The organism is Dactylosporangium sp. NPDC051087 (assembly GCF_055586325.1).
Genome location: NZ_JBVJIJ010000028.1, coordinates 1 through 22879 on the forward strand (window position 1 = coordinate 1; position 22879 = coordinate 22879).

The 22879-nt window shown below is 73.3% G+C and carries 22 protein-coding genes and 1 riboswitch; of the genes, 10 read left to right on the plus strand and 12 right to left on the minus strand.

The features are described 5' to 3' along the window. Positions 1-192 precede the first annotated feature (192 nt). Both ACZ6TV_RS41550 and ACZ6TV_RS41555 read left to right on the plus strand, forming a co-directional pair. Positions 193-384 (plus strand): CsbD family protein, encoded by a 192-nt coding sequence (locus tag ACZ6TV_RS41550; RefSeq protein ID WP_465304590.1) that lies wholly within the window; start codon positions 193-195, stop codon positions 382-384. Between the two features lie 869 nt (positions 385-1253). Beyond that, positions 1254-1439 (plus strand): hypothetical protein, encoded by a 186-nt coding sequence (locus ACZ6TV_RS41555; protein WP_465304592.1) that lies wholly within the window; start codon positions 1254-1256, stop codon positions 1437-1439. A 130-nt stretch (positions 1440-1569) separates the two neighbouring features. Here the strand turns inward: ACZ6TV_RS41555 and ACZ6TV_RS41560 are convergent, their stop codons facing one another. The 3 genes from ACZ6TV_RS41560 to ACZ6TV_RS41570 all read right to left on the minus strand — a co-directional run bounded on the left by ACZ6TV_RS41560 (position 1570) and on the right by ACZ6TV_RS41570 (position 4803). After that, on the minus strand, positions 1570-1986 hold the full coding sequence (locus ACZ6TV_RS41560; protein WP_465304594.1) for an ATP-binding protein: 417 nt from the start codon (positions 1984-1986) through the stop codon (positions 1570-1572). A gap of 488 nt (positions 1987-2474) precedes the next feature. After that, complete coding sequence (locus ACZ6TV_RS41565) at positions 2475-3671, minus strand: ROK family protein (protein WP_465304596.1); 1197 nt, start codon at positions 3669-3671, stop codon at positions 2475-2477. Between the two features lie 79 nt (positions 3672-3750). Then, a complete protein-coding gene (locus ACZ6TV_RS41570; RefSeq protein ID WP_465304598.1) occupies positions 3751-4803 on the minus strand; it encodes a hypothetical protein in 1053 nt (350 codons plus the stop codon). A gap of 176 nt (positions 4804-4979) precedes the next feature. Here ACZ6TV_RS41570 and ACZ6TV_RS41575 point away from each other — a divergent pair, with 176 nt between their 5' ends. Then, positions 4980-5777: a LamG-like jellyroll fold domain-containing protein gene (locus ACZ6TV_RS41575; RefSeq protein WP_465304600.1), complete on the plus strand. Its 798-nt coding sequence runs from the start codon at positions 4980-4982 to the stop codon at positions 5775-5777. Positions 5778-5800: 23 nt separating this feature from the next. On the opposite strand, the gene ACZ6TV_RS41580 is transcribed toward ACZ6TV_RS41575, so the two are convergent. Beyond that, positions 5801-7222 (minus strand): MFS transporter, encoded by a 1422-nt coding sequence (locus ACZ6TV_RS41580; protein WP_465304602.1) that lies wholly within the window; start codon positions 7220-7222, stop codon positions 5801-5803. 108 nt (positions 7223-7330) lie between these two features. On the opposite strand from ACZ6TV_RS41580, the gene ACZ6TV_RS41585 reads away from it, so the two are divergent. The 3 genes from ACZ6TV_RS41585 to ACZ6TV_RS41595 all read left to right on the plus strand — a co-directional run bounded on the left by ACZ6TV_RS41585 (position 7331) and on the right by ACZ6TV_RS41595 (position 9289). Continuing rightward, positions 7331-7891, plus strand: a complete 561-nt coding sequence (locus ACZ6TV_RS41585) for a TetR/AcrR family transcriptional regulator (protein WP_465304604.1) — start codon at positions 7331-7333, stop codon at positions 7889-7891. A 54-nt stretch (positions 7892-7945) separates the two neighbouring features. Continuing rightward, positions 7946-8731, plus strand: coding sequence for an SMI1/KNR4 family protein (locus tag ACZ6TV_RS41590; protein WP_465304606.1), 786 nt, complete (start codon positions 7946-7948; stop codon positions 8729-8731). A gap of 78 nt (positions 8732-8809) precedes the next feature. Continuing rightward, positions 8810-9289: a hypothetical protein gene (locus ACZ6TV_RS41595; protein WP_465304608.1), complete on the plus strand. Its 480-nt coding sequence runs from the start codon at positions 8810-8812 to the stop codon at positions 9287-9289. A 26-nt stretch (positions 9290-9315) separates the two neighbouring features. On the opposite strand, the gene ACZ6TV_RS41600 is transcribed toward ACZ6TV_RS41595, so the two are convergent. Next, positions 9316-10068: an AraC family transcriptional regulator gene (locus ACZ6TV_RS41600; protein ID WP_465304610.1), complete on the minus strand. Its 753-nt coding sequence runs from the start codon at positions 10066-10068 to the stop codon at positions 9316-9318. 54 nt (positions 10069-10122) lie between these two features. Here ACZ6TV_RS41600 and ACZ6TV_RS41605 point away from each other — a divergent pair, with 54 nt between their 5' ends. Continuing rightward, on the plus strand, positions 10123-11331 hold the full coding sequence (locus ACZ6TV_RS41605) for an MFS transporter (RefSeq protein ID WP_465304612.1): 1209 nt from the start codon (positions 10123-10125) through the stop codon (positions 11329-11331). On the opposite strand, the gene ACZ6TV_RS41610 is transcribed toward ACZ6TV_RS41605, so the two are convergent. The 7 genes from ACZ6TV_RS41610 to ACZ6TV_RS41640 form a co-directional block, all read right to left on the minus strand. Continuing rightward, the gene (locus ACZ6TV_RS41610) at positions 11321-11890 is read right to left on the minus strand and encodes a transglutaminase-like domain-containing protein (protein ID WP_465304614.1); all 570 of its coding nucleotides are present in this window, start codon (positions 11888-11890) and stop codon (positions 11321-11323) included. The two genes, ACZ6TV_RS41605 and ACZ6TV_RS41610, sit on opposite strands and share 11 nt — an antisense overlap. Then, positions 11887-13950: a cell wall-binding repeat-containing protein gene (locus ACZ6TV_RS41615; RefSeq protein ID WP_465304615.1), complete on the minus strand. Its 2064-nt coding sequence runs from the start codon at positions 13948-13950 to the stop codon at positions 11887-11889. The genes ACZ6TV_RS41610 and ACZ6TV_RS41615 overlap by 4 nt, the downstream gene beginning before the upstream one ends. A 68-nt stretch (positions 13951-14018) precedes the next feature. Continuing rightward, positions 14019-14759 (minus strand): precorrin-4 C(11)-methyltransferase, encoded by a 741-nt coding sequence (cobM, locus tag ACZ6TV_RS41620; protein ID WP_465304617.1) that lies wholly within the window; start codon positions 14757-14759, stop codon positions 14019-14021. Then, positions 14756-16375: a precorrin-6y C5,15-methyltransferase (decarboxylating) subunit CbiE gene (gene cbiE / locus ACZ6TV_RS41625; RefSeq protein ID WP_465304619.1), complete on the minus strand. Its 1620-nt coding sequence runs from the start codon at positions 16373-16375 to the stop codon at positions 14756-14758. Before cbiE ends, cobM begins: the two co-directional genes overlap by 4 nt. Continuing rightward, on the minus strand, positions 16366-17709 hold the full coding sequence (locus ACZ6TV_RS41630; protein WP_465304621.1) for a cobyrinate a,c-diamide synthase: 1344 nt from the start codon (positions 17707-17709) through the stop codon (positions 16366-16368). The genes cbiE and ACZ6TV_RS41630 overlap by 10 nt, the downstream gene beginning before the upstream one ends. Next, positions 17703-18305: a cob(I)yrinic acid a,c-diamide adenosyltransferase gene (cobO, locus tag ACZ6TV_RS41635; RefSeq protein ID WP_465304623.1), complete on the minus strand. Its 603-nt coding sequence runs from the start codon at positions 18303-18305 to the stop codon at positions 17703-17705. Before cobO ends, ACZ6TV_RS41630 begins: the two co-directional genes overlap by 7 nt. Positions 18306-18308: 3 nt before the next feature. Then, the gene (locus ACZ6TV_RS41640; RefSeq protein ID WP_465304625.1) at positions 18309-20384 is read right to left on the minus strand and encodes a VWA domain-containing protein; all 2076 of its coding nucleotides are present in this window, start codon (positions 20382-20384) and stop codon (positions 18309-18311) included. Between the two features lie 35 nt (positions 20385-20419). Then, positions 20420-20567, minus strand: a riboswitch (cobalamin riboswitch). Positions 20568-20694: 127 nt separating this feature from the next. Between ACZ6TV_RS41640 and ACZ6TV_RS41645 the strand changes: the two genes are divergently transcribed. From ACZ6TV_RS41645 to ACZ6TV_RS41655, 3 genes are all read left to right on the plus strand, one after another. After that, positions 20695-21555 (plus strand): hypothetical protein, encoded by an 861-nt coding sequence (locus ACZ6TV_RS41645; protein ID WP_465304627.1) that lies wholly within the window; start codon positions 20695-20697, stop codon positions 21553-21555. A 68-nt stretch (positions 21556-21623) separates the two neighbouring features. After that, positions 21624-22409: a hypothetical protein gene (locus ACZ6TV_RS41650; protein WP_465304629.1), complete on the plus strand. Its 786-nt coding sequence runs from the start codon at positions 21624-21626 to the stop codon at positions 22407-22409. A 34-nt stretch (positions 22410-22443) separates the two neighbouring features. After that, on the plus strand, positions 22444-22854 hold the full coding sequence (locus ACZ6TV_RS41655) for a hypothetical protein (protein ID WP_465304631.1): 411 nt from the start codon (positions 22444-22446) through the stop codon (positions 22852-22854). Positions 22855-22879: the final 25 nt, after the last annotated feature.

Genomic DNA, 22879 nt, shown 5'->3' on the forward strand with positions numbered 1-22879 from the left:
CCAGTCCTCCACGCTCAACACCCTCCAAGATCCTCAAAGAGGAGGGGTCAAGATTCAAAAATCCGCTAGGGGTCAGTCTTCAGGAAGCGGCGACACCTCTGGACGTTTCGGCGCTGCCGGTCGGGGCAGTTGGACGCGCACTAGGTGCTGGTGCTTTGCGCATCGGCACGTCTACCGCCGGAAGGAGGCGTGATGAGTTTCCGGGACAAGGCTCAGCACAAGGCCGAAGAGGCGAAAGGCACTGTCAAGCAGAAAAGCGGCGAGGCCACCGACGACGAACGGCTCGAGGCCGAAGGTCGGTCCGAACAGGGCTCCGCGAAGGTCAAGCAGGCGGGGGACAAGGTCAAGGACGCGGCCCGCAACGTCAAGGACGCCCTAAGCTGATCTGGCAGCCGTCCTGAGCAGATCGCACGGAGCGCGGCGTGTCCGACGCCGCGCTCCGCGTCTGCGCCTCGTTCACGCCTCGGACGCCCGGTAAGCGCGTCGTGCGCGACGGCACGTGCCGACCTTCGCTGGAATTACAGTCCAGCGAAGGTCGTCCGCCCCGCTGGCGTCCGCCAGAAGCCAACTGACGCCACAATGGCTCCCCGTCCCCGACGCCTGCGGGAACCAGCACAACCGCACGGCTCGACCCTTATCGTGCGTGGCGGTGACACCGTGTCGGCGGGCGTGGGCACGGCGGTATCCTGCCTAACGGAGTCGTTCGCCGAGGTCGCCAAAGACGGCGTGGTAGCGCAATGTGGTTCCGTCGGCACGGTCGGCCGGCAGGGTCGGCGCCGTCGTTAGCGAGGCAGTGTTGAGCTGAAGAGTTGCGCCGCCGGCGGGGCTGCGACCCAGGTCTGGCAGTGGGTCTTCGGCCGCAGTGTCAACGGCAAGGGCTACCGGTTCTGGGTCAACGCCCAGACCGACGGCAAGCTCATGTTCGACGCGTTCAGCGGTGAAGGCAGGTACCCCAGCTTCACGGTGATCTCCTCGAACACGAAGTACGCCTCGGGCACCGCCGGTGAGGCCTGCCAGCTCTGGTTCGAGTCGCAGTGACCAACGGTCGCGCAGGGTCGGCAACCTGGATACGGCAGGAGCACCTGTCGGCGAGCACCACCGCGTTGGGGACGGCGTCCAGAGTCGGCAGCAACCGCACACGAGCGGTCATTGTCCCAGAGCACGTTGGCGGCAAGGTCGGTCCTGGCACGATGCATGATGCACTGGCCCGACGGGTATTAGCGGCACGGCAATCAAACCGAAGGGGACCCAACGTGCTGTCGAGCGTGGAAACGAGTATGGCTTTGTTCGTACCACCCGCGGCGACCGATGATGACGACACGCCAATCACCCCCAAAAGCACCGCCGAAGCAGCGATGCAGCGTCTACGAACGCCGTTTGACCTTGTCGTATCGGCCGCCACGGCACCGCAACTGCCGGACATCGATACAGGCGCCTGATGTACGGCGGCAGCAACGCCGCTACCGACGCCGATGCCCACCAGCCCCCGCGGCATGCACGAGATCGCGTCGGAACGCACGTAAGACGAGCACCCCATTTGCGCCAACCGCCTCGGGTGGCCCGCCGGGCTCAGTCAGCCGTAGGTACTGGTCTTCGGTGAATAGGCAGTTCGAACCAGATGCCTTTCCCGTTACCTCCATGCTGATCGACACCCCACCGGGTGGCGACCGCTTGGACGACGACGAGCCCCCGTCCATGCTCAAGACACACTCCGACGTCGGTTTCGGTGCGATCGTGCAGCACAGGCGGCGCAGAGCTGTGGTCGCTGACCGTGACCCGCAGGGTAGTCGGGGTGCAATACAGGTGGACCGTATCGAGACCATCGCCGTGCTGGACGGCGTTGTTGCACAGTTCGCTGAGCAAGAGCTCGACGTCATCGGCAAGAACATCGCCGGGCGGGCGCTCGAGCAAGCCCGGAAGGGCCCCCGGGACCAGGTGCGGGCACCGACGTTCGCGTCGTCGTCGGCGCCGTTCGTTGGCTGCCATCGCGCCGAGCGCCTCGACCGTCGCTCCGGCGGATCGGGCGACGTGCGGTGAGCGTCAACCGGCGGATGACCTGGCGGCGAATGATGTGCGCCATCGTCGGAATTCACCAGCACATCCACCTCCAATCGCGGTGACCGCCCCATCGTCGAGGTACCCACATCTGGGGGAAGCATCGGCCACTGGACAAGCGTTTGGGCCGACCACACCCCGACTGCATCGGGGTGTGGTCGGCGGAACGGGCGGCGCCTACGGACCACTGATAGGAACACGACCACCCGGCGTGTTGGGCAGATCTCTTCGTAATGTGGCTGCCGGCGTTCGACGCCTGATCGGCCGGGCCGGCGGGCGGCGGTGCAGTGCACGGCGACTACTAGTTGCTTGTCGGCTTGACGTCGATAGGTGCGGGCTCGCTGTCGCGTTAACCGTGATCGTCGGCGGCCGCCGGCCCGGCACTCCAGCCCGGCGTAGAGAGACTGCGGTGGGAGGTGTCAGGGGCGGGAGGCGCGGCGGAGCAGCTCGGCCATCGGCAGGGTTGCCGCGCCGAAGGCGACGGCATCCGGGCCCAGCTCGCACAGCTCGATCGACACCTGGCCGAAGGGGTGCTCCAGTGCCTGCTCGCCGGCGGCCTCGCGGATCTGGGGCAGGAGGCGGGCGCCGAGGGCGAGGCCGGCCCAGCCGCCGAGGACGACACGCTCGGGGTTGAAAAGGTTGACGAGGTTGCCGATGCCGGCGCCGAGCATGCCGGCGGTCTCGGTGAGGATGGCGTCGGCCTCGGAGGTGCCGGCGGCGATGAGGGCGGCGACGTCGGCGAGCTCGTCGGTGGTGCGGACGTGGGTGGGGTCGAGCTGCTGGTAGCGGTCGAGGATGCCTTCGGCGCCGACGTAGGCCTCGAGGCAGCCGCGGGCGCCGCACCGGCACTGGCGGCCGCCGTAGACGACGGTGGTGTGGCCCCATTCGCCGGCGCTGCTGCTGGCGCCGCGGTAGAGGGTGCCGTTGGTGATGACGGCGGCGCCGACGCCGGAGCCGACGAGGACGATGACGGCGTTGGCGGCGCCGCGGCCGGCGCCGAACCACATCTCGGCCTGGCCGAGGGACTTCGCGCCGTTTTCGACGAAGAGGGGTGCGGTCACGCCGCCGGCGCGGAGCAGGCCGTCGAGGGAGGTGCCGCGCCAGCCGATGGTGGGGGCGTGGACGCGGACGGGGTCGGACTGCTCGACGGTGCCGGGCACGCCGATGCCGACGCCGATGACGTCGGCGGGGTCGGTGTCGCCGAGGACCTCGCGGATGCCGGCGAGGACCTGCCCGGCGACGGCTTCGGGGGCGGGCCGGGAGGAGGGCAGCGGCTCGTCGACGGCGGCGAGGCGCTGCATGGACAGGTCGAACAGCTCGACCTTGACGCCGGTCTCGCCGACGTCGGCGCCGACGAGGCGGCCGAAGTCGGGGTTGACGCGCAGCAGGACGCGCGGGCGGCCGCCGTCGGAGTCGATCTGGCCGGCCTCGACGATGAGGTTTTCCTGGAGCAGCTCGGCGGTGACGCTGCTGGCGGTCGCGGCGCTCAGCCCGGTGATCCGGCTCAGGTCGTGGCGGCTCAGCGGCCCGCGGAAGAACAGCTCGGACAGCAGCGTGGACCGGTTGCGCCGGCGCATGTCACGGGTCGTGGCCCGCTCGACCTCGATGCGCACCACCGCCGCGAACCCCTCCCCCGACTCCTGCTGTCGGTGAATCGTGTCATGTGAGCGCTCCCGCGTCGACACCGTGGGTGCTTCATCGCTTTCTGGCGCGTCGCGCGACCGCCGCCACCAGCATCAACGCTACGACGGTGAACGCGCCGAGCAGCAGCGGGGCGCGGGTCGCGGAGCGGGCGGGTTGCTTCGGCGGCGGCGCGGCGGCGGCGTGTGTCGCCGACGGTGCGGCGCGGCTCGGGGGCGGTGGTTTCAGGGCGCTGGGATAGCGCAGGATCACCGCCGGACCGTCCTGGTCGGAGACGGTGAGCAGGCCTGTCCCGTCGGCGGTGTAGGCGATCGCCTCGCCCTGCGGCTCGTCGGGCAGTGCGGTGACCGTCGGCTTGCCGGTGGTGATCGCCTTGGCGACGTCGCCGCCGGTCACCTCGAACTCGTAGGCGTCGGAATAGGTGCGCACGACGGCGCGGGTGCCGTCGGCGGACACGGCGCCGCCGGTGACCCAGGCGACGCCGAGGAAGCCCCACGGGTTGGACGTGCCGGTGCGCTGCGGCTGGAACACGCCGACCTTGGTGAGCTTCGCGCCCTCGGTGTTGTCCGTGGGCAGCGGCGTGTCGAGGCGGAACACCTCGCCGTTGGGGTCCTTCGTGACGATCACCGGCCGGCCCTGGCCGTCGATGAGCAGCGCCTCGGCGTCGCGGGGCACGCCGTCCGGATAGACCAGGCGGTGGATCTTCAGCTGTTTGGATCCGGCGGCCATGGTCCACAGCGCGATCGTGCTGCGGCGGGTGCCGGAGCCGCCGGTCAGGGGACTGTTGTCGCCGATGTCGGCGATCCACACGGTGCCCTTGCGGTCGACCGCGAGGTCCTCGGGGTCGCGGGCGGTCCGCGGATACTGGACGCTGCCGGTCACCTTGCACGCCTTGTCGAGCGTGAAGACGCGGGTCTTGGCGGGGTCGGGATTGCTGTCGTTCTCCACGAGGAAGCCCGTCGGGGTGACGGCGAGGCCGGACACCTCGGTCACGGCCGGATCGGTGATGCGGCAGACCTCCGCGGGCGCCCCGGACACCTGCGTGGGTGCGTGCGCGTAGGCGGGGGTGGGAGCCAACAAGACCAGCAACGCCACCGCCCCCCGCATGCCCTCAGTTTCCCAGAACCCGGGGGATCATGTCCGGACATCCGGTTTGGGTGACCATGCGTCAACCGTTCGGTTACGCATTGCAGCCGACACGTTGGGGGAAATGCGCGGAGGTTACGGCCTCAATATGACACATTTCGGGCATGAAGACATGGGGGAACACGCATGGCGGCCGGATGAGAGCCATCCGGCCGGCGGTCAGGGTGGCGGCGGGTGCGGCGGCGATGCTCGGCGTGGCGCTCTTCGCGCTCGGTGGCGCAGGCCCGGCGGGCGCCGCGGCGGCCCGGCCCGCGGCCGAGCCCGCCGAGGCGGCCGCGCCGGTCGCACCCGCCGCACCGGTGATCGTCGCCCGGTACACCTTCGACGCCGCGGCGAACGGCGCGACCGTCGCCGACGACTCCGGCAACGGTCACACGCTCACCTCGTCGGCGGGGCACGGCGGCCGGGTCCGGCTCGCCGAGCGCCTCGCCGGCCGGGCGGCGAACTTCCCGGCCCGCTGCGCGGGCAAGAAGTGCCCGCACGCGGTGCTGCAGACGCCCGACGCCCCGGAGCTCAATCCCGGCACCGGCCCGGTGCGCTACGGCGCGACGGTCCGCCTGACGAAGAAGGAGACCGGCTCCGGCCAGAACATCGTGCAGAAGGGGTACTCGGCGTCCGGCACCCAGTACAAGCTGCAGATCGACGGCGCGGCCGGCCGCCCGAGCTGCGTGTTCGCCGACGCGGCCGTCCGCGCGATCCACGTGGCGATGTCGGACGTGTCGGTGTCCGACGGCGCCTGGCACCGCCTGGAATGCCGCCGGGCGGGCACCTCGCTGACCCTGCTCGTCGACGACGTGGAGCACGGCTCGGCGACCCTGCCGGCGACGCTGTCGGTGGTCAACACCGTGCCGCTCAGCATCGGCGGCAAGGGCAACGGCCTGGACAACGACCAGTTCCACGGCAGCCTCGACGACGTCTGGATCGCGCGGGGCTGAGCCCCGCCGCCCGTCCCCCGGGCTCAGGCCTTCCGGGCCCGGGGGACGAAGACGGCGATCACCGTGGCGAGGGCGAGCATCGCGGTCAGCACCGCGAACGCCGCCGTGTAGCCGGACTCCAGCGGTACGCCGGACGGGGACGCGTGGGCGGTGATCATGGCGCTGGCGACCGCCGCGCCGATGGAGCCGCCGATGGTGCGGATGTTGGCGTTCATCCCGCTGGCCACGGCGGTCTGCCCGGCCGGGACGGTCGCCACGATCAGGTTGATCATCGCGGTGAAGGTCAGGCCGAGCCCGACGCCGAACGCACCCGTCGCCACGAAGATCTGCCAGTAGGCGCCGTGGAACAGGGTCAGCCCGCCGCACGAGACCGCGGCGATCGCCGTGCCGAGCAGCAGCTGGACCTTCTTCGGCACGTACACGGTCAGCGGCCCGCTCACGAACCCCGCGACGGCCATCGTGACCAGCATCGGCAGCATCGCCAGCCCGGCACCGGTGACGGTGGTGCCGAAGCCGTAGCCGGTGGACCGCGGCGTCTGCAGGAACTGCGGCAGGAACGCGTAGGTGGCGAACATCCCGGCACCGAACAGCAGCGCCACCGCGTTGGTGGTCCACACCGCCGGCAGCCGCATCATCTGCATGTCGATCAGCGGCTCCGCGGAGCGGAGCTCGACCAGTACCCACGCCGCGATCAGGACAAGGGCCAGCAGCAGCGGGATGATGACCCGCCCCGACGTCCACCCCCAGACCGGGGCCTTGCTCAGCGGCAGGATCAGGGCGACCAGCCACCCGGACAGCAGCACCCCGGCGAGCCAGTTGATCCGGGCCCGGTGCGCCGTGACCGGGGACTCCCGGACGAACCGCAGGGCGAGGGCGAACGTGCCCGCCACGACCAGCGCGGGGATCCAGAACAGCGCCCGCCAGTCCAGCGCGGCGACGACCGGACCGGCGAGGACCACGCCGAGGCCGCCGCCGACGGCGATCACCGCGGACAGCCCGCCGATCGCGGACGGCACCCTGGCCGGCGGCAGCTCGTCGCGGATGATGCCGAACGAGACGGGGAACACCGCCCCGCCGAGACCCTGCACGATCCGCCCCACGATCAGGACGCCGATGTTGGGCGCCACGGCGGCGATCACACAGCCGACCACGATGGCGGCGAGCGCGACGAGGAGGGTGCGGCGTTTGCCGTACATGTCGCCGATGCGCCCCATGACCGGGGTCGCCACGGCGGCGGAGAGCAGCCACGCGGTCAGCACCCAGGTGACGGTGCTCTGGCTGGTGTGCAGGTCGTGCTGGATCGTCGGCAGCACCGGGCTGACCAGCGACTGGAGCATGGAGAACGAGGCCGCCGCGGCCGCCAGTGCGGCGAAGGTGAACCGCCCCGCGCGCACCGGTGGTGTGGTGGCGACGGGTGGCGGGCTGAGGGTGAGTGCGCTTGTCATCGGGTTCCCTCGAACGCGGTACATTAGTGGAGGTGCGCCTCCACATTAGTGGAGGGACGCCTCCGCTTCAAAGTTTTGCCTGATCTGACCGCTGTGCTGGAGAACACAATGTCCGCCGATCCGCCCGTCGCCGTCCGCCGTCCGCAACGCGCGGACGCCCGGCGCAACTTCGACGCCCTGCTGGCCGCCGCCCGGGAGTCCTTCGCCGAGCAGGGCACCGACGCGTCCCTGGAGGACATCGCGCGGCGCGCCGGGGTCGGGATCGGGACGCTGTACCGCAACTTCCCCACCCGGCAGGACCTGTTCGAGACCGTGTACATCGGCGAGATCGAGCAGCTGTGCCAGACGGCCGAGGACGTCGCCGGCCTGCCCCCGTGGGACGCACTCGCGTCGTGGCTGCACCGGTTCGTGGCGTACGTGGCGACGAAACGCGCCATCTACGAGGCGCTGAACCGCGACTCGGCGATGTTCCGCACCTGCCGCGAGGAGATCTACCGCGTCGGCGAGCCCCTCATGACCCGCGCCCAACAGGCCGGCGCCGTGCGCACCGACATCACCTTCGACGACACCGTCCGGATGATCAGCGGCCTGATGTCCGCCGGTTACCGCGACGAGGCCCAGCGCGACCGGATCCTGCAGGTCGCCCTGGACGGCCTCAAGCGGCACTGACCTCGGAAGGGCGCACCACCGCCGCCGCGGTCCTCGTCGGTTAGGGTCGGCGCCGTGACCGACATCGAGCCGGGGCTTGCCCGGATCCGGGGGCTGTTCGCCCGCCTCGACGAGCTGGGCTGGCCCGAGGCGCGGCCGGCCCCCCTCGAAGCGTCCACAGTGGAGGGATTCGAGGCGCGCAACGGGCTGCGGCTGCCGGAGGGATACCGCCGCTATCTGCTGGAGTTCGGCGACGCGGACACCGGGCTGCTGGCCCTGGCCGCGTACGGCACGCCACTGTCGAAGCAGGACGAGGCCGAGGACTACTTCCGGTGCAGCACCGCGCCGTTCCCGCTGACCCGCGCCTGGGCGGGCACGCCCGACGAGCTGGAGGAGTACCGCGAGGAGCTCGGCGAGGACGCGGACCACCTGGACGAGGACGACTTCTACGACATCGACGGCGAGCCCAGGGACGGGATGCTGCACCTCGGCGGCACCCGCAGCCAGCTCTACGCCTGGCTGGTCCTCAACGGCCCCCACGAGGGCGAGGTCTGGGTCGACAGCACCGGCTACGCCCCCGACGGATGGCTCGCCCCGGCGGTGGACATGCTGCAGGAGTTCGTGCCCGAACACTGGTGGCACGCGCTGCGCGACGAGCCGTGGTTCCCGGCCGTCGAGGAGCCCGTGGGCGGCCCCGGCTTCCTCGCCCTGACCGGCGACTGCCTGGCGCGCGTCGTGCTGCGCGCGCGGATCCGCCGGGACCTGCCCGCCGACGCCGTCCACGCCGTCGACGAGCGGCTCAAGGCTCTCCGGTACGGCCACGAGTACGACCTGCGGAAGCTGTTGCGGCAGAACGCCTGACATCCGCCGTCTGTCCAATGTAGATGTCCGCTAGCCGACAACCACGCGGGCCTCGGAGGCGCCAGGATTCCGCGTGTGATGACACGAGCACTGCTCCCGATCGCCGTCGCGGCGATCGCCCTCGCCGGTTGCTCCTCGGAGGACCCGGCCGACACCGCGGCACCGGCCGCCACCGGGGCGGCGTCCAGCACCGCCCCTGCCGCCGCCACGTCCGGCGCGGCGGCACCGTCCAGCTCGGCGGCCGGCTCGGCGGCCGGCTCCGCCGGGGGCGCGACCGGCGGGGGCTGCCCCGTCGACGCCGCCACGCTGCAGAAGGCGTTCCAGGCCAACGCCGAGGTCGCCGGGGCCATCATCCTCGGCAAGGGGTTCAAGGACATCAGCTGCTACCAGGGCTACGCGACGGCCCTGACGCAGCCCGAGGCGATGGACACCGCCGTCGTCGTGTTCAAGTACGACGGCACGAAGAAGGCGTGGGCGGCGCTCATCGGCGGCACCGACAACGTCTGCCAGGACACCGTGCCGGCCTCGATCCGGCCGAAGCTCAAGCACTGCACCTGACCGACCGGTGACGAACGGGCCGGCGGTCAGCCGGCCTGTTCGCGGGACCGGTAGACGCCTGGGGTCCGGCCGGTCGCCCGGCGGAACGTGTCGACGAAGCTGCTCGGCGTCGCGAACCCGCACCGGTGCGCGACCGCCGTCACCGGCAGGCCCCCGGCGAGCAGGATCATCGCCCGGTAGACCCGGACGTTGGTGCGCCACTGCGGATACGTCATCCCGAACTCGGCGCGGAACAGCCGGGCGAGGGTGCGCTCGCTCGCGCCCGCCTCCCGCGCCAGCGACGACAGGGTCCGCGGCTCCTCCAGGCGGTCCGCCGCGGCGGCGCAGGCCGCGGCGAGACGGGCGTCGCGGGCGGTCGGCAGCGCGACGGGCTCCTGCGGCGCCCGGTGCAGGCGGTCCCGGATCACCGCCCGGATCCGCCGCTCCTCCTCGATCGGCAGTTCCGCGTCGGTACAGGCGACGAGCAGCTCCCGCAGCAGCGGGCCGACGGCGACCACGGTCGGCGCGGCCACCGGCAGCGGCGGGTCGGCGACCGGGAACCCGACGGTGTGGAACGCGCTCGCGCCGTGGAAGCGGTGCTCGTGCCAGCAGCCCGCGGGAATCCACACGGCCCGGTCCGCCGCCGCGACCCACCCGCCGGCCTCGGTCTGCACGGCGATGACCCCGCGGCTGACATACACCAGCTGATGCTGGTCGTGGCGGTGCCGGTCGATGTGCGTCCCGGCCCCGTGCTCGAACGCCTTCGTCGGCGCGACCGGCATGTGGCGGATGTTCGACATCGAACGGCAGAATACCGGAAGCCCGCACCGTACCGCTGCTGCGATCTTGGACGGGTGCCTGATGAGCAGACTCCGTGGCGCCGCATGCGGGTGTGGGCGGCCGCGCACGCCGTCGACGACTTCTACCAGGGCATCGTGCCCGCCGCGGTGCCCTACTTCGTGCTCGACCGCCATTACGGCTATGTCGCCGCGGCCGGGCTCGCCATGGCGGCCGCGCTGGGCAGCTCCCTGCCGCAGCTGGTGTTCGGGGTCCTCGCCGACCGGCGGCGGATGCCGTGGATGTCGCCGGTGGGGGTGGCGCTCGCCGGTACCGGCGCCGGACTGGCGGGCGTCGCGCCGTCCTATCCCCTCGTCTGGGCGCTGCTGCTGCTGTCCGGGCTCGGGGTGGCCATGTTCCACCCGGCCGCCGGCCGGGACGCCCGGCTCGCCGCCGGGTCCAGCGCGACCGCGATGAGCTACTTCGCCGCGGGCGGCAGCGTCGGGTTCTTCGTCGCGCCGGCCGTCGCCACCCCGGCCCTGGACGCGTGGGGCGTCGGCGCGACGGCGCTGTTCATCCCGCCGGCCGTGCTCATGGGGTTCGTCCTGCTCCGCCACCAGCGCCGCGTCACGGGCCGGGCGGCCGCCAAGGCGGCGGTGGCGGGCCGGGACCGGCCGGGACAGTTCGCTGTGCTGACGTCGGTGGAGATCGTCCGGTCGGCGGTGTCGTTCGGGGTCAACACGTTCGTCGCCCTGTACTGGATCGACTCGCTGGGCGCCTCCAGCGCTCTGGGCGGGGTGGCCCTCGCCCTGCAGCTCGGCGGCGGCGTCCTCGGCACCCTCGCCGGCGGGCGGATCGCCGACCGGATCGGCCTGGTGCGCACCGTGCGGCTCGGCAACCTCATGCTCGGTCCCGCGATCGTGGCCCTGCTGCTGTGCCCGGACCCCTACCTCGCGCTGCCCCTGGTGCTGCTCGTGGGGCTGGTCACCAACATCCCGTTCGCGGTGCTGGTGAAGCTCGGCCAGGACTACCTGCCGTCCCGGCCGGGCACCGCCGCCGGGGTCACCCTCGGCCTGGCCGTCAGCGCCGGCGGGCTCGGCATGCCGCTGCTCGGCCTCATCGCCGAGCACCACGGGCCGCGCGGCGCGTTCGGCGCCCTGGCGATCGTCCCCCTGGTGGCGGCGGCGCTGTCCGCCGCGCTCCGCGAGCCGCAGACAACCCCGGACGTGACCGTCGCGCCGCCGGCCGGGGCCGCGAGCGACCGTACCGACACCTTCACGGCGTGATCAGGGAGTCCGGCAGGGGCGCGGTCAGCACGTCGCCCGTGGCGCGCAGCGCGGCCAGGACGCCCGGGTCGGGGGACGCGAAGACGGGCTCGTAGTCGCGCTCCCCCGCCGCCGGGTCGACGCTGAACGCGAGCCGCGGCCCGTCGAGGGAGAACTGCGCGTCGACGCCGGGCTTGTTGCCGCGCGGGTCCTGCCGGTGCCAGGCGCCGCCGAGGCGCACGGCGACGAGGCCGTGCAGCACGAACCCGCCGTCGCCGGTCGCCAGCCGCTGGTAGCACAGGCCCGCCGGGACGCCCCCGGCCCGCAGCAGCGCCGCCAGGAGGTGCGACTTGGCATAGCACAACCCGACGCGGTGCTCCAGGACCTCCGAGGCGGTGACCGTGACCCGGGGGTCGCCGGCGTCGTAGGAGTGCCGGACCTCGTCGCGCACGAACTCGTACGCGGCCCGCGCGAACCCCGCGTCGTCCCGCCCCCGGCGCAACCCGGCCGCCGCCGCCCGGACCGCCGGATGGTCCGACTGCACGACGTCGCCGGCGGCGAGGAACGGGTCGTCCGTCATGCCCGCGCCGGCTTCCGCCGCCCGGCGCCCGGGATCCCGTCCGTAGCAGGCCCGCCGGCGGGCCCGCCGCGCTGCTCACGCGTGGTGCGGGTCAGCGACCGGGCCTGCGCGGCCGGCGGGACGTAGTCCTCGGTGTACTGGACGTACCGGTACCCGCCGGGCCCCGAGATCGCGTCGCCGAGCGGGGCGATGAGCGCGTCCTTCAGCGCGAGCACACCGCCGAGCATCGTCGCGTACTTGAGCGAAGCGGCGTTGCGGGCCAGGTAGTCGCGGGTCGCCGGGCTGAGCGCGCCGGGCGCGGACAGCAGCAGCGGGGCGGCGTTGGCGCCGACCATCGCGCCGCCGGTCAGGGCGTCGAACCAGGTCGTCGCGGTCGCCACGCCCGCGGTGCGCGGGGCGTCGAAGAAGAAGTCGGCGACGGCCACCGCGGTCTCGAACTCCGTCGCGCCGAAGACGGGCCAGTACCACAGCGGGTCGGGCCACGACGGCATCTGGTCGGCCTGGTAGCCGCCGAGCAGCGCCCGGACCCCGGGGCCGCCGACGCCGATCATCCGGGTGCCGGTGTCCGGGTCGGGGTCGAGCGTGTTCAGGTATGCGGCGGTCGCGGCAGGCATGCTGTCGCCGGCCGTGAGGACGATGACGGTGCCGGGGTTCGCACCGGCGGCGGCGCCGGCGGCGAGCGCGTCGTAGTACTTCAGCGAGGTGGCCACGATGACCGCCCTGGGCTTCGGCTCGATCTCCTTCGCGATGGCGATGGCGGTGTCGTACTCGGTGGCGCCCCACAGCCGCACGACGGTGTAGCCGAGGGCCTTGACCTGGCTCTCCACCTTCGCCGACAGTGCGACGGTGCCACCGAGGAGGTACACCGTGCCGCCTGGCGCGAGGATGCGCCGGATCTCGTCCCGGGTGCTGGCGTGCAGGCCACCGGGCGGCGTGATGAGCAGCGGCCCCTCCTTGCGCACGGCGAGCGCGGATCCGCCGAGCGCGTCGAGGTACACGTCGTCCCGGGACAGCACGACGACCTTCGCCGGCCCCCGGATCCCGTCGTCGACCCCGTGGTCCGCCCAGTTGTAGCGGGAGGTGGCGACCGCCGTGTCCAACGCGGTGGCACCCCAGACCCGTTCGACGACATTGCTGTTGGTGACCGGCTGCCAGGTCGGCAGCGTGCCGTATTCGGCGACCGTGACGACCTCCTTGGTCGTCAGGTTCATCCGCTTGACCTGCGGGTCCCCGTAGCCCCCTGGGCCGTAGCTGGTGAACAGCATGAAGCCGCCGTCCGGGGACCAGGCCGGGTCCTGGTTGCGGATGCTGCCGCCGGTGTTCTCCTCGGTCGTCAGCTGCACCTGGTTGCCGCCGTCGGCGTCGGCGACCCAGATCTGGCGATGATGCCCGTACGTGCGGACGAACGCGATCCGCGTGCTGTCCGGGGCGAAGTCCGGGGCCCAGCCGTCCGTGATGATCTTCGTGATGGCGGTGGGGCTGTCGACCCGGTAGATGTCACCGACCTCGTGGGAGCCCGAGTCGAGCGGCCCGGTGTGGCGCTGGAAGATGACGGTGCCGTCGGCCGCGACCGCGGGCTTCATGTCGAACTCGCCGTCGCGGGGAACGTCGAACAGCGGTTCGCTCGACGACCATGACCCGCTGGTGCTGGCGATGTCGATCCGCCCCGTGTTGTTGAAGATCACGTACCGGCCGCCGTAGGCGTAGACCGGTTCGTACCCCGGCCGGCGGCTGCCCGGGATGAGCGCGTAGCGGCCGGTGCCGTCGGGCCGGACCGACTCAGGACCGTCGGGGTCCGACGGAAACACGAACCTGCTGCCGTCCGGTGCCCAGTTGCCGGATCCGGCGAACGCGCTCGGGATCAGCTCCCGGGCGTCGGAGCCGTCGGCGTTCGCGATCCAGACGGAGCTGACCTTCCGGTAGGTGATTTTCCCGGGCCCGCCGGGCAGCGCCGCGCGGGCCGGGTTCGGGCGGCTCAGGACCGTGGGCGCGACGACGGCCGCGGTGGCGGCGGCGACGGCCCCGCGCATGGCGGCGCGCCGCGACAGTGCGAACGACAAGACATCCTCCCCGATGATCATCGAGGAGTGTACGGACCTGACTGCCTGCTCCGACAGGGCCGAACGGGCTAGCGGGGGCGGGTGGTCGAGTAGAGGTGGCTGTCGGGGAACTCCTCGGCGGTGAGGACGCGGCCGACGACGATGACCGCGGTGCGCCGGATGCCCGCCTGCTCGACCTGGCCGGCGATGTCGGCGAGGGTGCCGCGCAGGATCACCTCGTCGGGGCGGCTGGCGCGGGCGACGACGGCGGCCGGGCAGTCCGCGCCGTACCAGGGGATCAGCTCCTCGACGAGGACGGCGATGCGCTGCACGGCGAGGTGCAGCACGATCGTGGCGCGGCTGGCGGCGAGGGTGGACAGTTCCTCGCCGGGCGGCATCGGGGTGGCGCGGGCGGCGGTGCGGGTCAGGATGAGGGTCTGCGCGACGCCCGGCACGGTCAGCTCGCGGCCCAGCGAGGCGGCCGCGGCGGCGAACGCCGGCACGCCGGGCACGATCTCGTAGGGCACGCCCACCGCGTCGAGGCGGCGCAGCTGCTCGGCCATGGCGCTGAACACGGACGGGTCGCCGGAGTGCAGGCGGGCGACGTCGTGCCCGGCGGCGTGGGCGGCGGTCAGTTCCGCGAGGATCTGGTCGAGGTCGAGGTTCGCGGTGTCGACGAGCCGGGCGCCCGGCGGGCACACGTCGAGCAGCTCGACCGGCACGAGGCTGCCCGCGTAGAGGCAGACCGGCGTCCGGGCGAGGACGTCCCGGCCGCGGACCGTGATGAGGTCCGCGGCGCCCGGTCCGGCACCGATGAAGTACACCGTCATTTCCACACCACCCATTGCGTCACCGGCATCATCGGCCGCCAGGCGAGGAATCCGCCGACGGGCGCGGCGCGCTGGACCGCGATCCGGACCAGGGAGCCGCCGTGCGTCGCGTGGAGGTCGGCGACGAGCCGCTCCGACTCGACGGTGACCGCGTTGACGACGAGCCGGCCGCCGGGGCGCAGCGCCGACCAGCAGCGCTCGAACACCCCTGCCGCGGTGAAGCCGCCGCCGATGAAGACGGCATCGGGTGGGTCGAGGCCGTCGAGGGCGCCGGGCGCCGAACCGAGCACCGTGGACAGGTGCGGGACGCCGAGGTTGCGGGCGTTGGCGGTGACTCGTCCGGCGCGGACGGGGTCGCGTTCGACGGCGACGGCGCGGCACGAGCGGTGCGCGCGGAGCCATTCGATCGCGATGCTGCCGGATCCGGCGCCGACGTCCCACAGCAGCTCGCCCGGGCGCGGTCCGAGCGCGGCGAGGGTGACGGCGCGGATCTCGCGCTTCGTGATCTGGCCGTCGCTGGCGTACGAGTCGTCGGTGAGCCCGGCGACGACCGGGGTCCCCGTGGTGCCGCGGCAGTCGACGGCGACGACGTTGAGCGGACCGGCGGCGGTGACGTCCCGATGGACGCGCTCGCCGGGTCCGCCGAGGGACTCCAGCACGGTGACGGCGCTGCCGCCGAACCCGGTCTCGGCGAGGATCGCGGCGACCGCGGCCGGGGTGGCGGCGCCGGAGCTGAGGACGAGCACCTTCCGCCCGTCGTGCAGGACGCGGCGCAGCGCGTCGACGGACCGGCCGACGGCGCTGACCACCTCGACGTCGTCGAGCGCCCAGCCGAGCCGCGCGCAGGCGAGGGACACCGACGACGGGTGCGGCACGACGTGCACGTGGCCCGCGCCGAGGAGCCGGACGAGTGTGGTGCCGATGCCGTAGTACATGGGGTCGCCGCTGGCGAGGACCACGACCCGGTCGGCGTGGTGCCCGGCGAGCAGCCGCGGCAGCGACGGTACGAGCGGCGCCGGCCAGGCGATCGTCCGGGCGCTCGGCTGGGCGGTCGTCTGGGCGGTCGGCTGGGCGGTCGTCTGGGCGGTCGGCTGGGCGGTCGTCTGGGCGGCGGTGACGAGGCCGAGCTGCCGGGCGCCGCCGAACACGACGGTGGCCGCGGCGACGGCGGCGCGCCCCTCGGCGGACACGGACTCCAGGCCGTCGGCGCCGATCCCGACGACGGTCACGTCGGGCGCGACCGCGGCGACGGCCACGGTGACGACGTCCGACGACCGTTTGGCGGCGACCAGAACCGCCGCCAGGACCGCCGCCGGGGCGGCCGGCGACCCGGCGGTGCGGGCGGTCAGCAGCGCCGCGGCCTCGGCGACGCTCGGCGTCCCGGTGTGGGCGGAGACCACGGTGGACGGGTTCGGCACGCCGACCCCCGCGAGGGCGTCGGCCGGGTGGGTGACGACGGCCCAGCCGTGCCGCGCGGCGACCTCCCGGGCGAGGTCCGCCCGTGCATCCACTGTGGACAGCGCGACGACGGTGGCGTCCTCCAGCGGCGGCAGGAGCGCCTCGACGTCGTCCGCCGTGGCGGTGGACCGGGCGCCGAAGCCGACGACTACGCGCATGCGGCGACCAGCCGGCGGGCCAGCTGCGGGGCACCGGCCCAGTGCAGATGCAGGTACGACGCGTGCACCGACCCGGCGGTGAACCCTTCCCGCACCGCGCCGGCCTCGCCCCGCCACGCCCACGCGGGGTCGGCGCCGGACGCCGGGGTGACGGCGGTGCGGTGGAACTCGTGACCGCTGACCCTGGTGCCGGCCGCGGCCAGGACACTGTCGGCGACGGCGACGGCGTCGCGGTAGCCGAGGGTCAGCTTCGGGGTCATGGCCGCGTCGACCGGCAGGACGCCGCACATCGGTCTGCCGTCGAGGGTGCGGGCCAGCCACAGCAGCCCGGCGCACTCCGCCGCGACCGCGCCGCCGCCGGCCGCGAGAGCCGCCACCGCCGCGCGGAGCGGCGCGTTGTCGGACAGCTGCTGGGCGTACACCTCGGGGAAGCCACCGCCGACGACGAGTCCGCGGGTGCCGGGCGGCAGCGCCTCGTCCCGCAACGGGTCCACTGTGGACACCTCGGCGCCGGCGGCGGTGAGCAGCTCGACCGTCTCGGCGTAGCCGAACGAGAACGCGGGACCGCCGGCGACCGCGATGACAGGCCGCCCGGCGACCGGTTCGCCGGTCTCGGGCGACCACGGTTCGCACGCCGGCGGCGGCGGTGCGGAGCGGGCGACGGCGAGGACCGCGTCGAGGTCGACGCCCGCGGCGACCACGGCGGCCAGGGCGCGCACCGACTCGACGGCCTCGGCGTGCCGCTCCACCACGGGGACCAGGCCGAGGTGGCGGGACGGGGCGGCGACCGCGTCGTGCCGGCGCAGCACCCCGAGGACGGGGGTGCCGACCTCGGCGCACGCGTCGCGGAGGATCTGCTCGTGCCGGTCCGAGCCGACCCGGTTGAGCACGACGCCGGCGATGCGCACGCCGGAGCCGAACGACCGGAAGCCGTGCACGACCGCGGCGATCGACCGGGCCTGTGCGGTGGCGTCGACGACCAGGACGACGGGCGCGTCGAGGAGCTTCGCCACGTGCGCGGTCGAGCCGAACTCGCCCGCGCCGGTGCGCCCGTCGAACAGCCCCATGACGCCCTCGACCACGGCGATGTCGGCGTCCCGGGAGCCGTGCGCGAACAGCGGCCCGATCCGCTCCTCGCCGACGAGGACCGGGTCGAGGTTGCGGCCGGGGCGACCGGCGGCGAGGGCGTGGTAGCCGGGGTCGATGTAGTCGGGGCCGACCTTGAACGGCGCCACCTTCAGGCCCCGCGCGGCGAACGCGGCGAGGAGCCCCGTCGCCACGGTCGTCTTGCCGTGGCCGGAGGCGGGTGCCGCGATGACGAGCCTGGCTACCACTCGATGCCCTGCTGGCCCTTGCGCCCCGCGTCCATCGGGTGCTTGACCTTCGTCATGTCGGTGACCAGGTCGGCGAGGTCCATGAGGTCGGGGTGCGCGTCCCGGCCGGTGATGACGACGTGCTGGTTGCCGGGCCGGTCCCGCAGGGTGGCGACGACGTCGGCGACGTCGACCCAGCCCCATTTCATCGGATACGTGAACTCGTCGAGCACGTAGAAGCGGTGCGCCTCGGCGGCCAGGTCGCGTTTGATCTGCTCCCAGCCCTCGGCGGCCTCGGCGGCGTGGTCCCGGTCGGTGCCGGGGCGCTGGATCCAGGACCAGCCCTCGCCCATCTTCTGCCACACGACGGTGCCGCCCTTGCCGGTCTCGCCGAGCGCCTTGAGGGCGGTCTCCTCGCCGACGCGCCATTTCGGGCTCTTCACGAACTGGTACACGGCGATCGGCCAGCCGGCGCTCCACGCGCGCAGCGCCATCCCGAACGCGGCCGTCGACTTGCCCTTGCCCTGTCCTGTGTGGACGGCCAGGATGTGCTGCCGGCGGCGCTGGCGGGTGGTGAGCCCGTCGTCCGGCACGCTCTCGACCTTGCCCTGCGGCATGGCTCAACTCCCCACAGTGGACAGTGCCGACAGCGGGAGGCAGTCGGCGGACAAGGCACGGGCGAGGCGCTGGGCGAGGCCGAGCCGCACGGGCCCGGACTCGCAGTCCACGACGACGGCCGGGATCCCGGCGAGCGCGGGCGTGACGGTCAGCGGGTCGGGGCCGCTGGTCGCCCGGCCGTCGGTGACGACGACGAGCAGCGGGCGGCGGCGGGCGTCGCGGCGCTTCTCGCCGTGCAGGGTCCGCGCGGCCTGGCGCAGCCCCGCCGCGAGCGGCGTGCGGCCGCCGGTGCGCAGCTCGGCGAGGCGCAGGACGCCGACCTCGTGGCTGGCCGTCGGCTCGAGGACGGCGGTGGCCTCCGCGCCGCGGAAGGTGATCATGCCGACCTTGTCCCTGCGCTGGTACGCGTCGCGCAGCAGCGACAGCACGGCGGTCTTCACGACGGTCATCCGCCGGCGGGCCGCCATGGACCCGGACGCGTCGACGACGAACAGGACCAGGTTCGCCTCCCGGCCCACCTTCACGGCCTCGCGGAGGTCGCGGGCGTGGACGCTGCGGGACCCGCGCAGCGCGGCGGCGCGGACGCTGTCGGGCAGGTGGAGGCTGACGAGCTTGCCGCCGCTGGGCTGCCGGGACCGCACGACCCTGCCGTGCCGGCCGTGGGCGGGCGAGCGGCGGCCGGCGTGGGCGCCCTGCTGCCGGTTGGCGCGGCCGCCGATCTTCAGCAGCCGGGTCTTGTACGGCGCCTGCGCGAACGCCAGCTCCCCTGCGGGCTGCGTGGCCGGCTGCCCGGACGACCCGGTGTCGCCCTGTTCCGGCGCGGCGGTGTCGTCCGATCCAGACGTATCCGAAATGTCGGGCGAGGTGGAGGTGCCTGAAGAGGGGCGGGACGGAGGCCGGTCGGCGCCCCCGGAGGGTTGGGACGGAGGCCGGCCGTCGCCTTCTCCGGCGGACAGATCCGGAGTGTCGGAAATATCGGGCGACGGGTCGTCCGGCCCAGGGGGTGGATCCCGCGGGGGCGGGCCACCGGCGTCGGGATCCTCGTCGGGATCGTCGTCGGGGCCGTTGAGCTCCTGGTCGAGGATCTCCTCGAGGCGTTCCTGGTCGGCGCCCGGCGGGTCGAGCGGGTCGCGGCGGCGGCGGTGCGGGAGGGCGAGCCTCGCCGCGTCGCGCAGGTCGTCCTTCGTCACGACCGTCCGGCCGTGCCAGGCGGCCAGGGCCACCGCGGTGCGGGCCACGACGATGTCGGCGCGCAGGCCGTCCACCCGGTACGCCAGGCAGATCCGCGCGATCCGGTCCAGCTGCCGGTCGGGCAGCGTCACCGCCGGCAGCGCCCGCCGCGCCTCGGCGATCCGGGCGGCGAGGGCCGCGTCCTCCTCCGTGTAGCGCGCCGCGAAGGTGTCGGGGTCCAGTTCGTACGCCAGCCGCCGCCGCACGACCTCGGCCCTGGGCGCCGCCGTGGCGGGCGCGGCGACGCCGACGACCAGGCCGAACCGGTCGACGAGCTGCGGGCGTGGCTCGCCCTCCTCCGGGTTCATGGTGCCGACGAGGAGGAAGCGGGCGGCGTGCTTGACGGAGACGCCGTCGCGCTCGACGTGGGCGCGGCCCATCGCGGCCGCGTCGAGGAGCAGGTCGACGAGGTGGTCGGGCAGGAGGTTGACCTCGTCGACGTAGAGGACACCGCGGTGCGCGGCGGCGAGCAGGCCCGGCTCATAGGCCTTGACCCCGTCGCCGAGGGCGCGCTGCAGGTCGAGGGTGCCGACGACCCGGTCCTCGGTGGCGCCGACGGGCAGCTCGACCAGCGCGGACCGGCGCCGGGCGGCGGGCGCGTCCAGGGAGTGCGGGCCGTCCGGGCAGGACCGGTCGGGGGCGGCGGGGTCGCAGGCGAAGCGGCAGCCGGCGACGACGTCGACCTCGGGAAGCAGCGTGGCCAGCCCCCGCACGACGGTCGACTTGGCGGTGCCCTTCTCGCCCCGGACGAGGACCCCGCCGATCGCCGGGGACACGGCCGTGAGCAGCAGGGCGAGGCGCAGGTCTGGCAGGCCGACCACGGCCGAGAACGGATACGGCGACGTCACGGGCACATCCTTATCGAGCGGGTCCGCGCCCGCTGGGTCAACAAGCACGAGCGGCTGGAGTGTCTGACTTCCCGGGTCGCCGCCGTGGCCCGTGTGCTGGACGGAGGCTCCCCGGTCACAGTGGCGGGACCGTCCCAGACTCGCACTGGGTTCCTCCCTGTGGCCGCTCGGGGTTCATCGTGTCCCACGGCTCCCAGTGACGTCAACGTGACCCAAATCCTTCGGGCCGGGCACGACCGGCCGAACAGATGACGTGTGGGCGGGCTCAGCGCACCGGGCGCCGGCGGACCCGCGCCGCGTCCTGGCACGCGTGCGCGGCGTCGCGGACACCGTCCTGGGGCCCGTCCTGGGTGTCGTCCTGGCCCTTGGTCTGCTGGTGGCGTCGGTACACCGGACGCTGCCGCCGCTCGCACCGGAGACCAGCGTCGCCCCGCCCGGCACCAGGGCCATGTGGCTGTGGGACCGGGCGCCGCCGGAGACCGTCGTGGCCTGGGCGAACGCCCACTCGGTGTCGACGATCTTCGCGTACTACGACCCGCGCGCCGACGTCACGGAGCTGACCCGGCTCCGCGCGCTGTGCGACGACGCCGGGATCACGCTCGACGCGCTCGGCGGCGAGCCGGACTGGACGACGGACCACGCGACCGCGCTCGCGTGGGCCCGCGCCGCCGCCGCGACCGGACTGTTCCGGGGGCTGCACGTCGACGTCGAGCCCTACCTGCTGCCCACGTGGCAGCAGGAGCAGGCGGTGCTCGTGCCGCAGCTGCTGCGGCTGCTCGACGAGCTGGCGCAGGTCGGGCCGCCCCTCGAGCTGGACGTGCCGTTCTGGCTGCCCACCGTGCAGGTCGGCGGGGAGAACCTGGCCGACGCCGTGCTCGCCCGGGTCGACGGCGTCACGGTGATGAGCTACCGCAACACCGCCACCGGCGGCAACTCCATGCTCGGCGTCGCCGACGACCTGCTGCGCCGCGCCGGGGAGGCGGCGAAACCGGCCCGGCTCGGCGCGGAGACGCAGGCGCTCGGCGACTGCGCCTACTGCACCTTCCACGGCGGCACCGACAGCGCCATGCGGGCCACGCTCAGCGACGTCGACCGTGCGGCGCAGCGCTACGCCGCGTTCGAGGGAATCGCGGTGCACCAGTACGACACCTGGATAGCGCTCACCGGCTAGCTCAACACGCTCCCCGAGCCGCCGATCAGGCAGACGTCACCAAGTCCCGACAGAGAAGGACCTCTCCGATGCGCCGTTCAGCCTCCATCGCTCTCGCCTGCGCCGCCGGTGCGGCCGCCATCCTGCCCGCCGCCGCGCCGGCCAGCGCCGCGACCCCCGGCCTCGGGCTGACCATCCCGCTGCTCGCGCCGATGGTGCTGGGTCAGACGGGCTGGGTGAGCACCCTGTGGGGCGCGGCGGCCGACATCTGCAACGTCAAGGTCACCGCCTCGGGGCCCGGCGTCTCCGTCAACTACCCCACGAACACGAAGACCTACTCGTCGCTGTCGAAGGGCGACTCGCTCTCGGCCGGCAGCGTCGACTACGCGGCGTTCAACATCACCGTCACCTCGAACACGCTGGTCTCGCTCACGCCGATCACGCTGAACTACACGTACACCGAGAAGACCGCCGGCGCGACGACCTGCGTCGGCACCGCCCGCACCGGCAGCTCCACCGCGACCCTGCCGATCGTCCTGGTCAGCGGCGACGGCGTCGTCCAGAAGACCAGCACGGTGACCGTGCCGAAGAAGACCCCGGTGTGGAGCCAGCTGGTGTTCCAGGCCCGCCGCGGCGGCGTCGACGACCTGAAGATCACCGTCTCCGGCGGCCCCGCCGGGCTGGGCGTCAGCTACCCCGCCGACCGGACCTACACGCAGCTCAACGACGCGGCCGGCCTGCCCGTCGGCGCCGACGACTACGCGTCGGTGAAGTTCGACGCCACGAACGTCGCCGCCGGCACCTACACGCTCACCGTGAAGCTCAACTACGGCACCACCGTCGACACCAACCCGCTGACGCTCGTCGTCGCATAGCCACCTCCTCCTCGCGCAAGGAAAGGGCCTCGTCATGATCCGCTCCAGAGCGCTGCTCACGCTCGCCGTCCTTGCCGTCACGGGCGGTCTGACCGCCGGCTGCGGTGACGAGTCGGCGAACACCCCGGCCAAGATCTCCGCCCCGTCCGGGCCGACGACCACGGCGGCGGCCAGCCCGGCCGTCAGCGAACCGTTGACACCCGAACGGATGGACACGATCTACGTGGACACGACGGCCGCACACCTGTGCGCGGTCCAGTCGAGGGTCTACACCGACCCGGGCGCCATGGCCGACGCGTACGCCAGCAAGCCCATCTACAGCGGGCTGACGGACGCGCAGATCGAGCAGTACCAGAAGCGGATCATCAGCGACAAGGACTTCGCCGGCCGGCTCACCGAGCAGATCCAGAAGACCTGCGGAGCCAGCCCTGCCCCCACCAGGTGACGCACGACCGCGACGGCCGTCCTCC

Coding starts and splice junctions, on each gene's coding strand:
- ACZ6TV_RS41550 (WP_465304590.1), top strand. CDS start 193: ATGAGTTTCCGGGACAAGGCTCAGCACAAGGCCGAAGAGGCGAAAGGC.
- ACZ6TV_RS41560 (WP_465304594.1), bottom strand. CDS start 1,986: ATGGCAGCCAACGAACGGCGCCGACGACGACGCGAACGTCGGTGCCCG.
- ACZ6TV_RS41570 (WP_465304598.1), bottom strand. CDS start 4,803: ATGCGGGGGGCGGTGGCGTTGCTGGTCTTGTTGGCTCCCACCCCCGCC.
- ACZ6TV_RS41575 (WP_465304600.1), top strand. CDS start 4,980: ATGAGAGCCATCCGGCCGGCGGTCAGGGTGGCGGCGGGTGCGGCGGCG.
- ACZ6TV_RS41580 (WP_465304602.1), bottom strand. CDS start 7,222: ATGACAAGCGCACTCACCCTCAGCCCGCCACCCGTCGCCACCACACCA.
- ACZ6TV_RS41585 (WP_465304604.1), top strand. CDS start 7,331: ATGTCCGCCGATCCGCCCGTCGCCGTCCGCCGTCCGCAACGCGCGGAC.
- ACZ6TV_RS41595 (WP_465304608.1), top strand. CDS start 8,810: ATGACACGAGCACTGCTCCCGATCGCCGTCGCGGCGATCGCCCTCGCC.
- ACZ6TV_RS41600 (WP_465304610.1), bottom strand. CDS start 10,068: ATGTCGAACATCCGCCACATGCCGGTCGCGCCGACGAAGGCGTTCGAG.
- ACZ6TV_RS41610 (WP_465304614.1), bottom strand. CDS start 11,890: ATGACGGACGACCCGTTCCTCGCCGCCGGCGACGTCGTGCAGTCGGAC.
- cobM (WP_465304617.1), bottom strand. CDS start 14,759: ATGACGGTGTACTTCATCGGTGCCGGACCGGGCGCCGCGGACCTCATC.
- cbiE (WP_465304619.1), bottom strand. CDS start 16,375: ATGCGCGTAGTCGTCGGCTTCGGCGCCCGGTCCACCGCCACGGCGGAC.
- cobO (WP_465304623.1), bottom strand. CDS start 18,305: ATGCCGCAGGGCAAGGTCGAGAGCGTGCCGGACGACGGGCTCACCACC.
- ACZ6TV_RS41650 (WP_465304629.1), top strand. CDS start 21,624: ATGCGCCGTTCAGCCTCCATCGCTCTCGCCTGCGCCGCCGGTGCGGCC.
- ACZ6TV_RS41655 (WP_465304631.1), top strand. CDS start 22,444: ATGATCCGCTCCAGAGCGCTGCTCACGCTCGCCGTCCTTGCCGTCACG.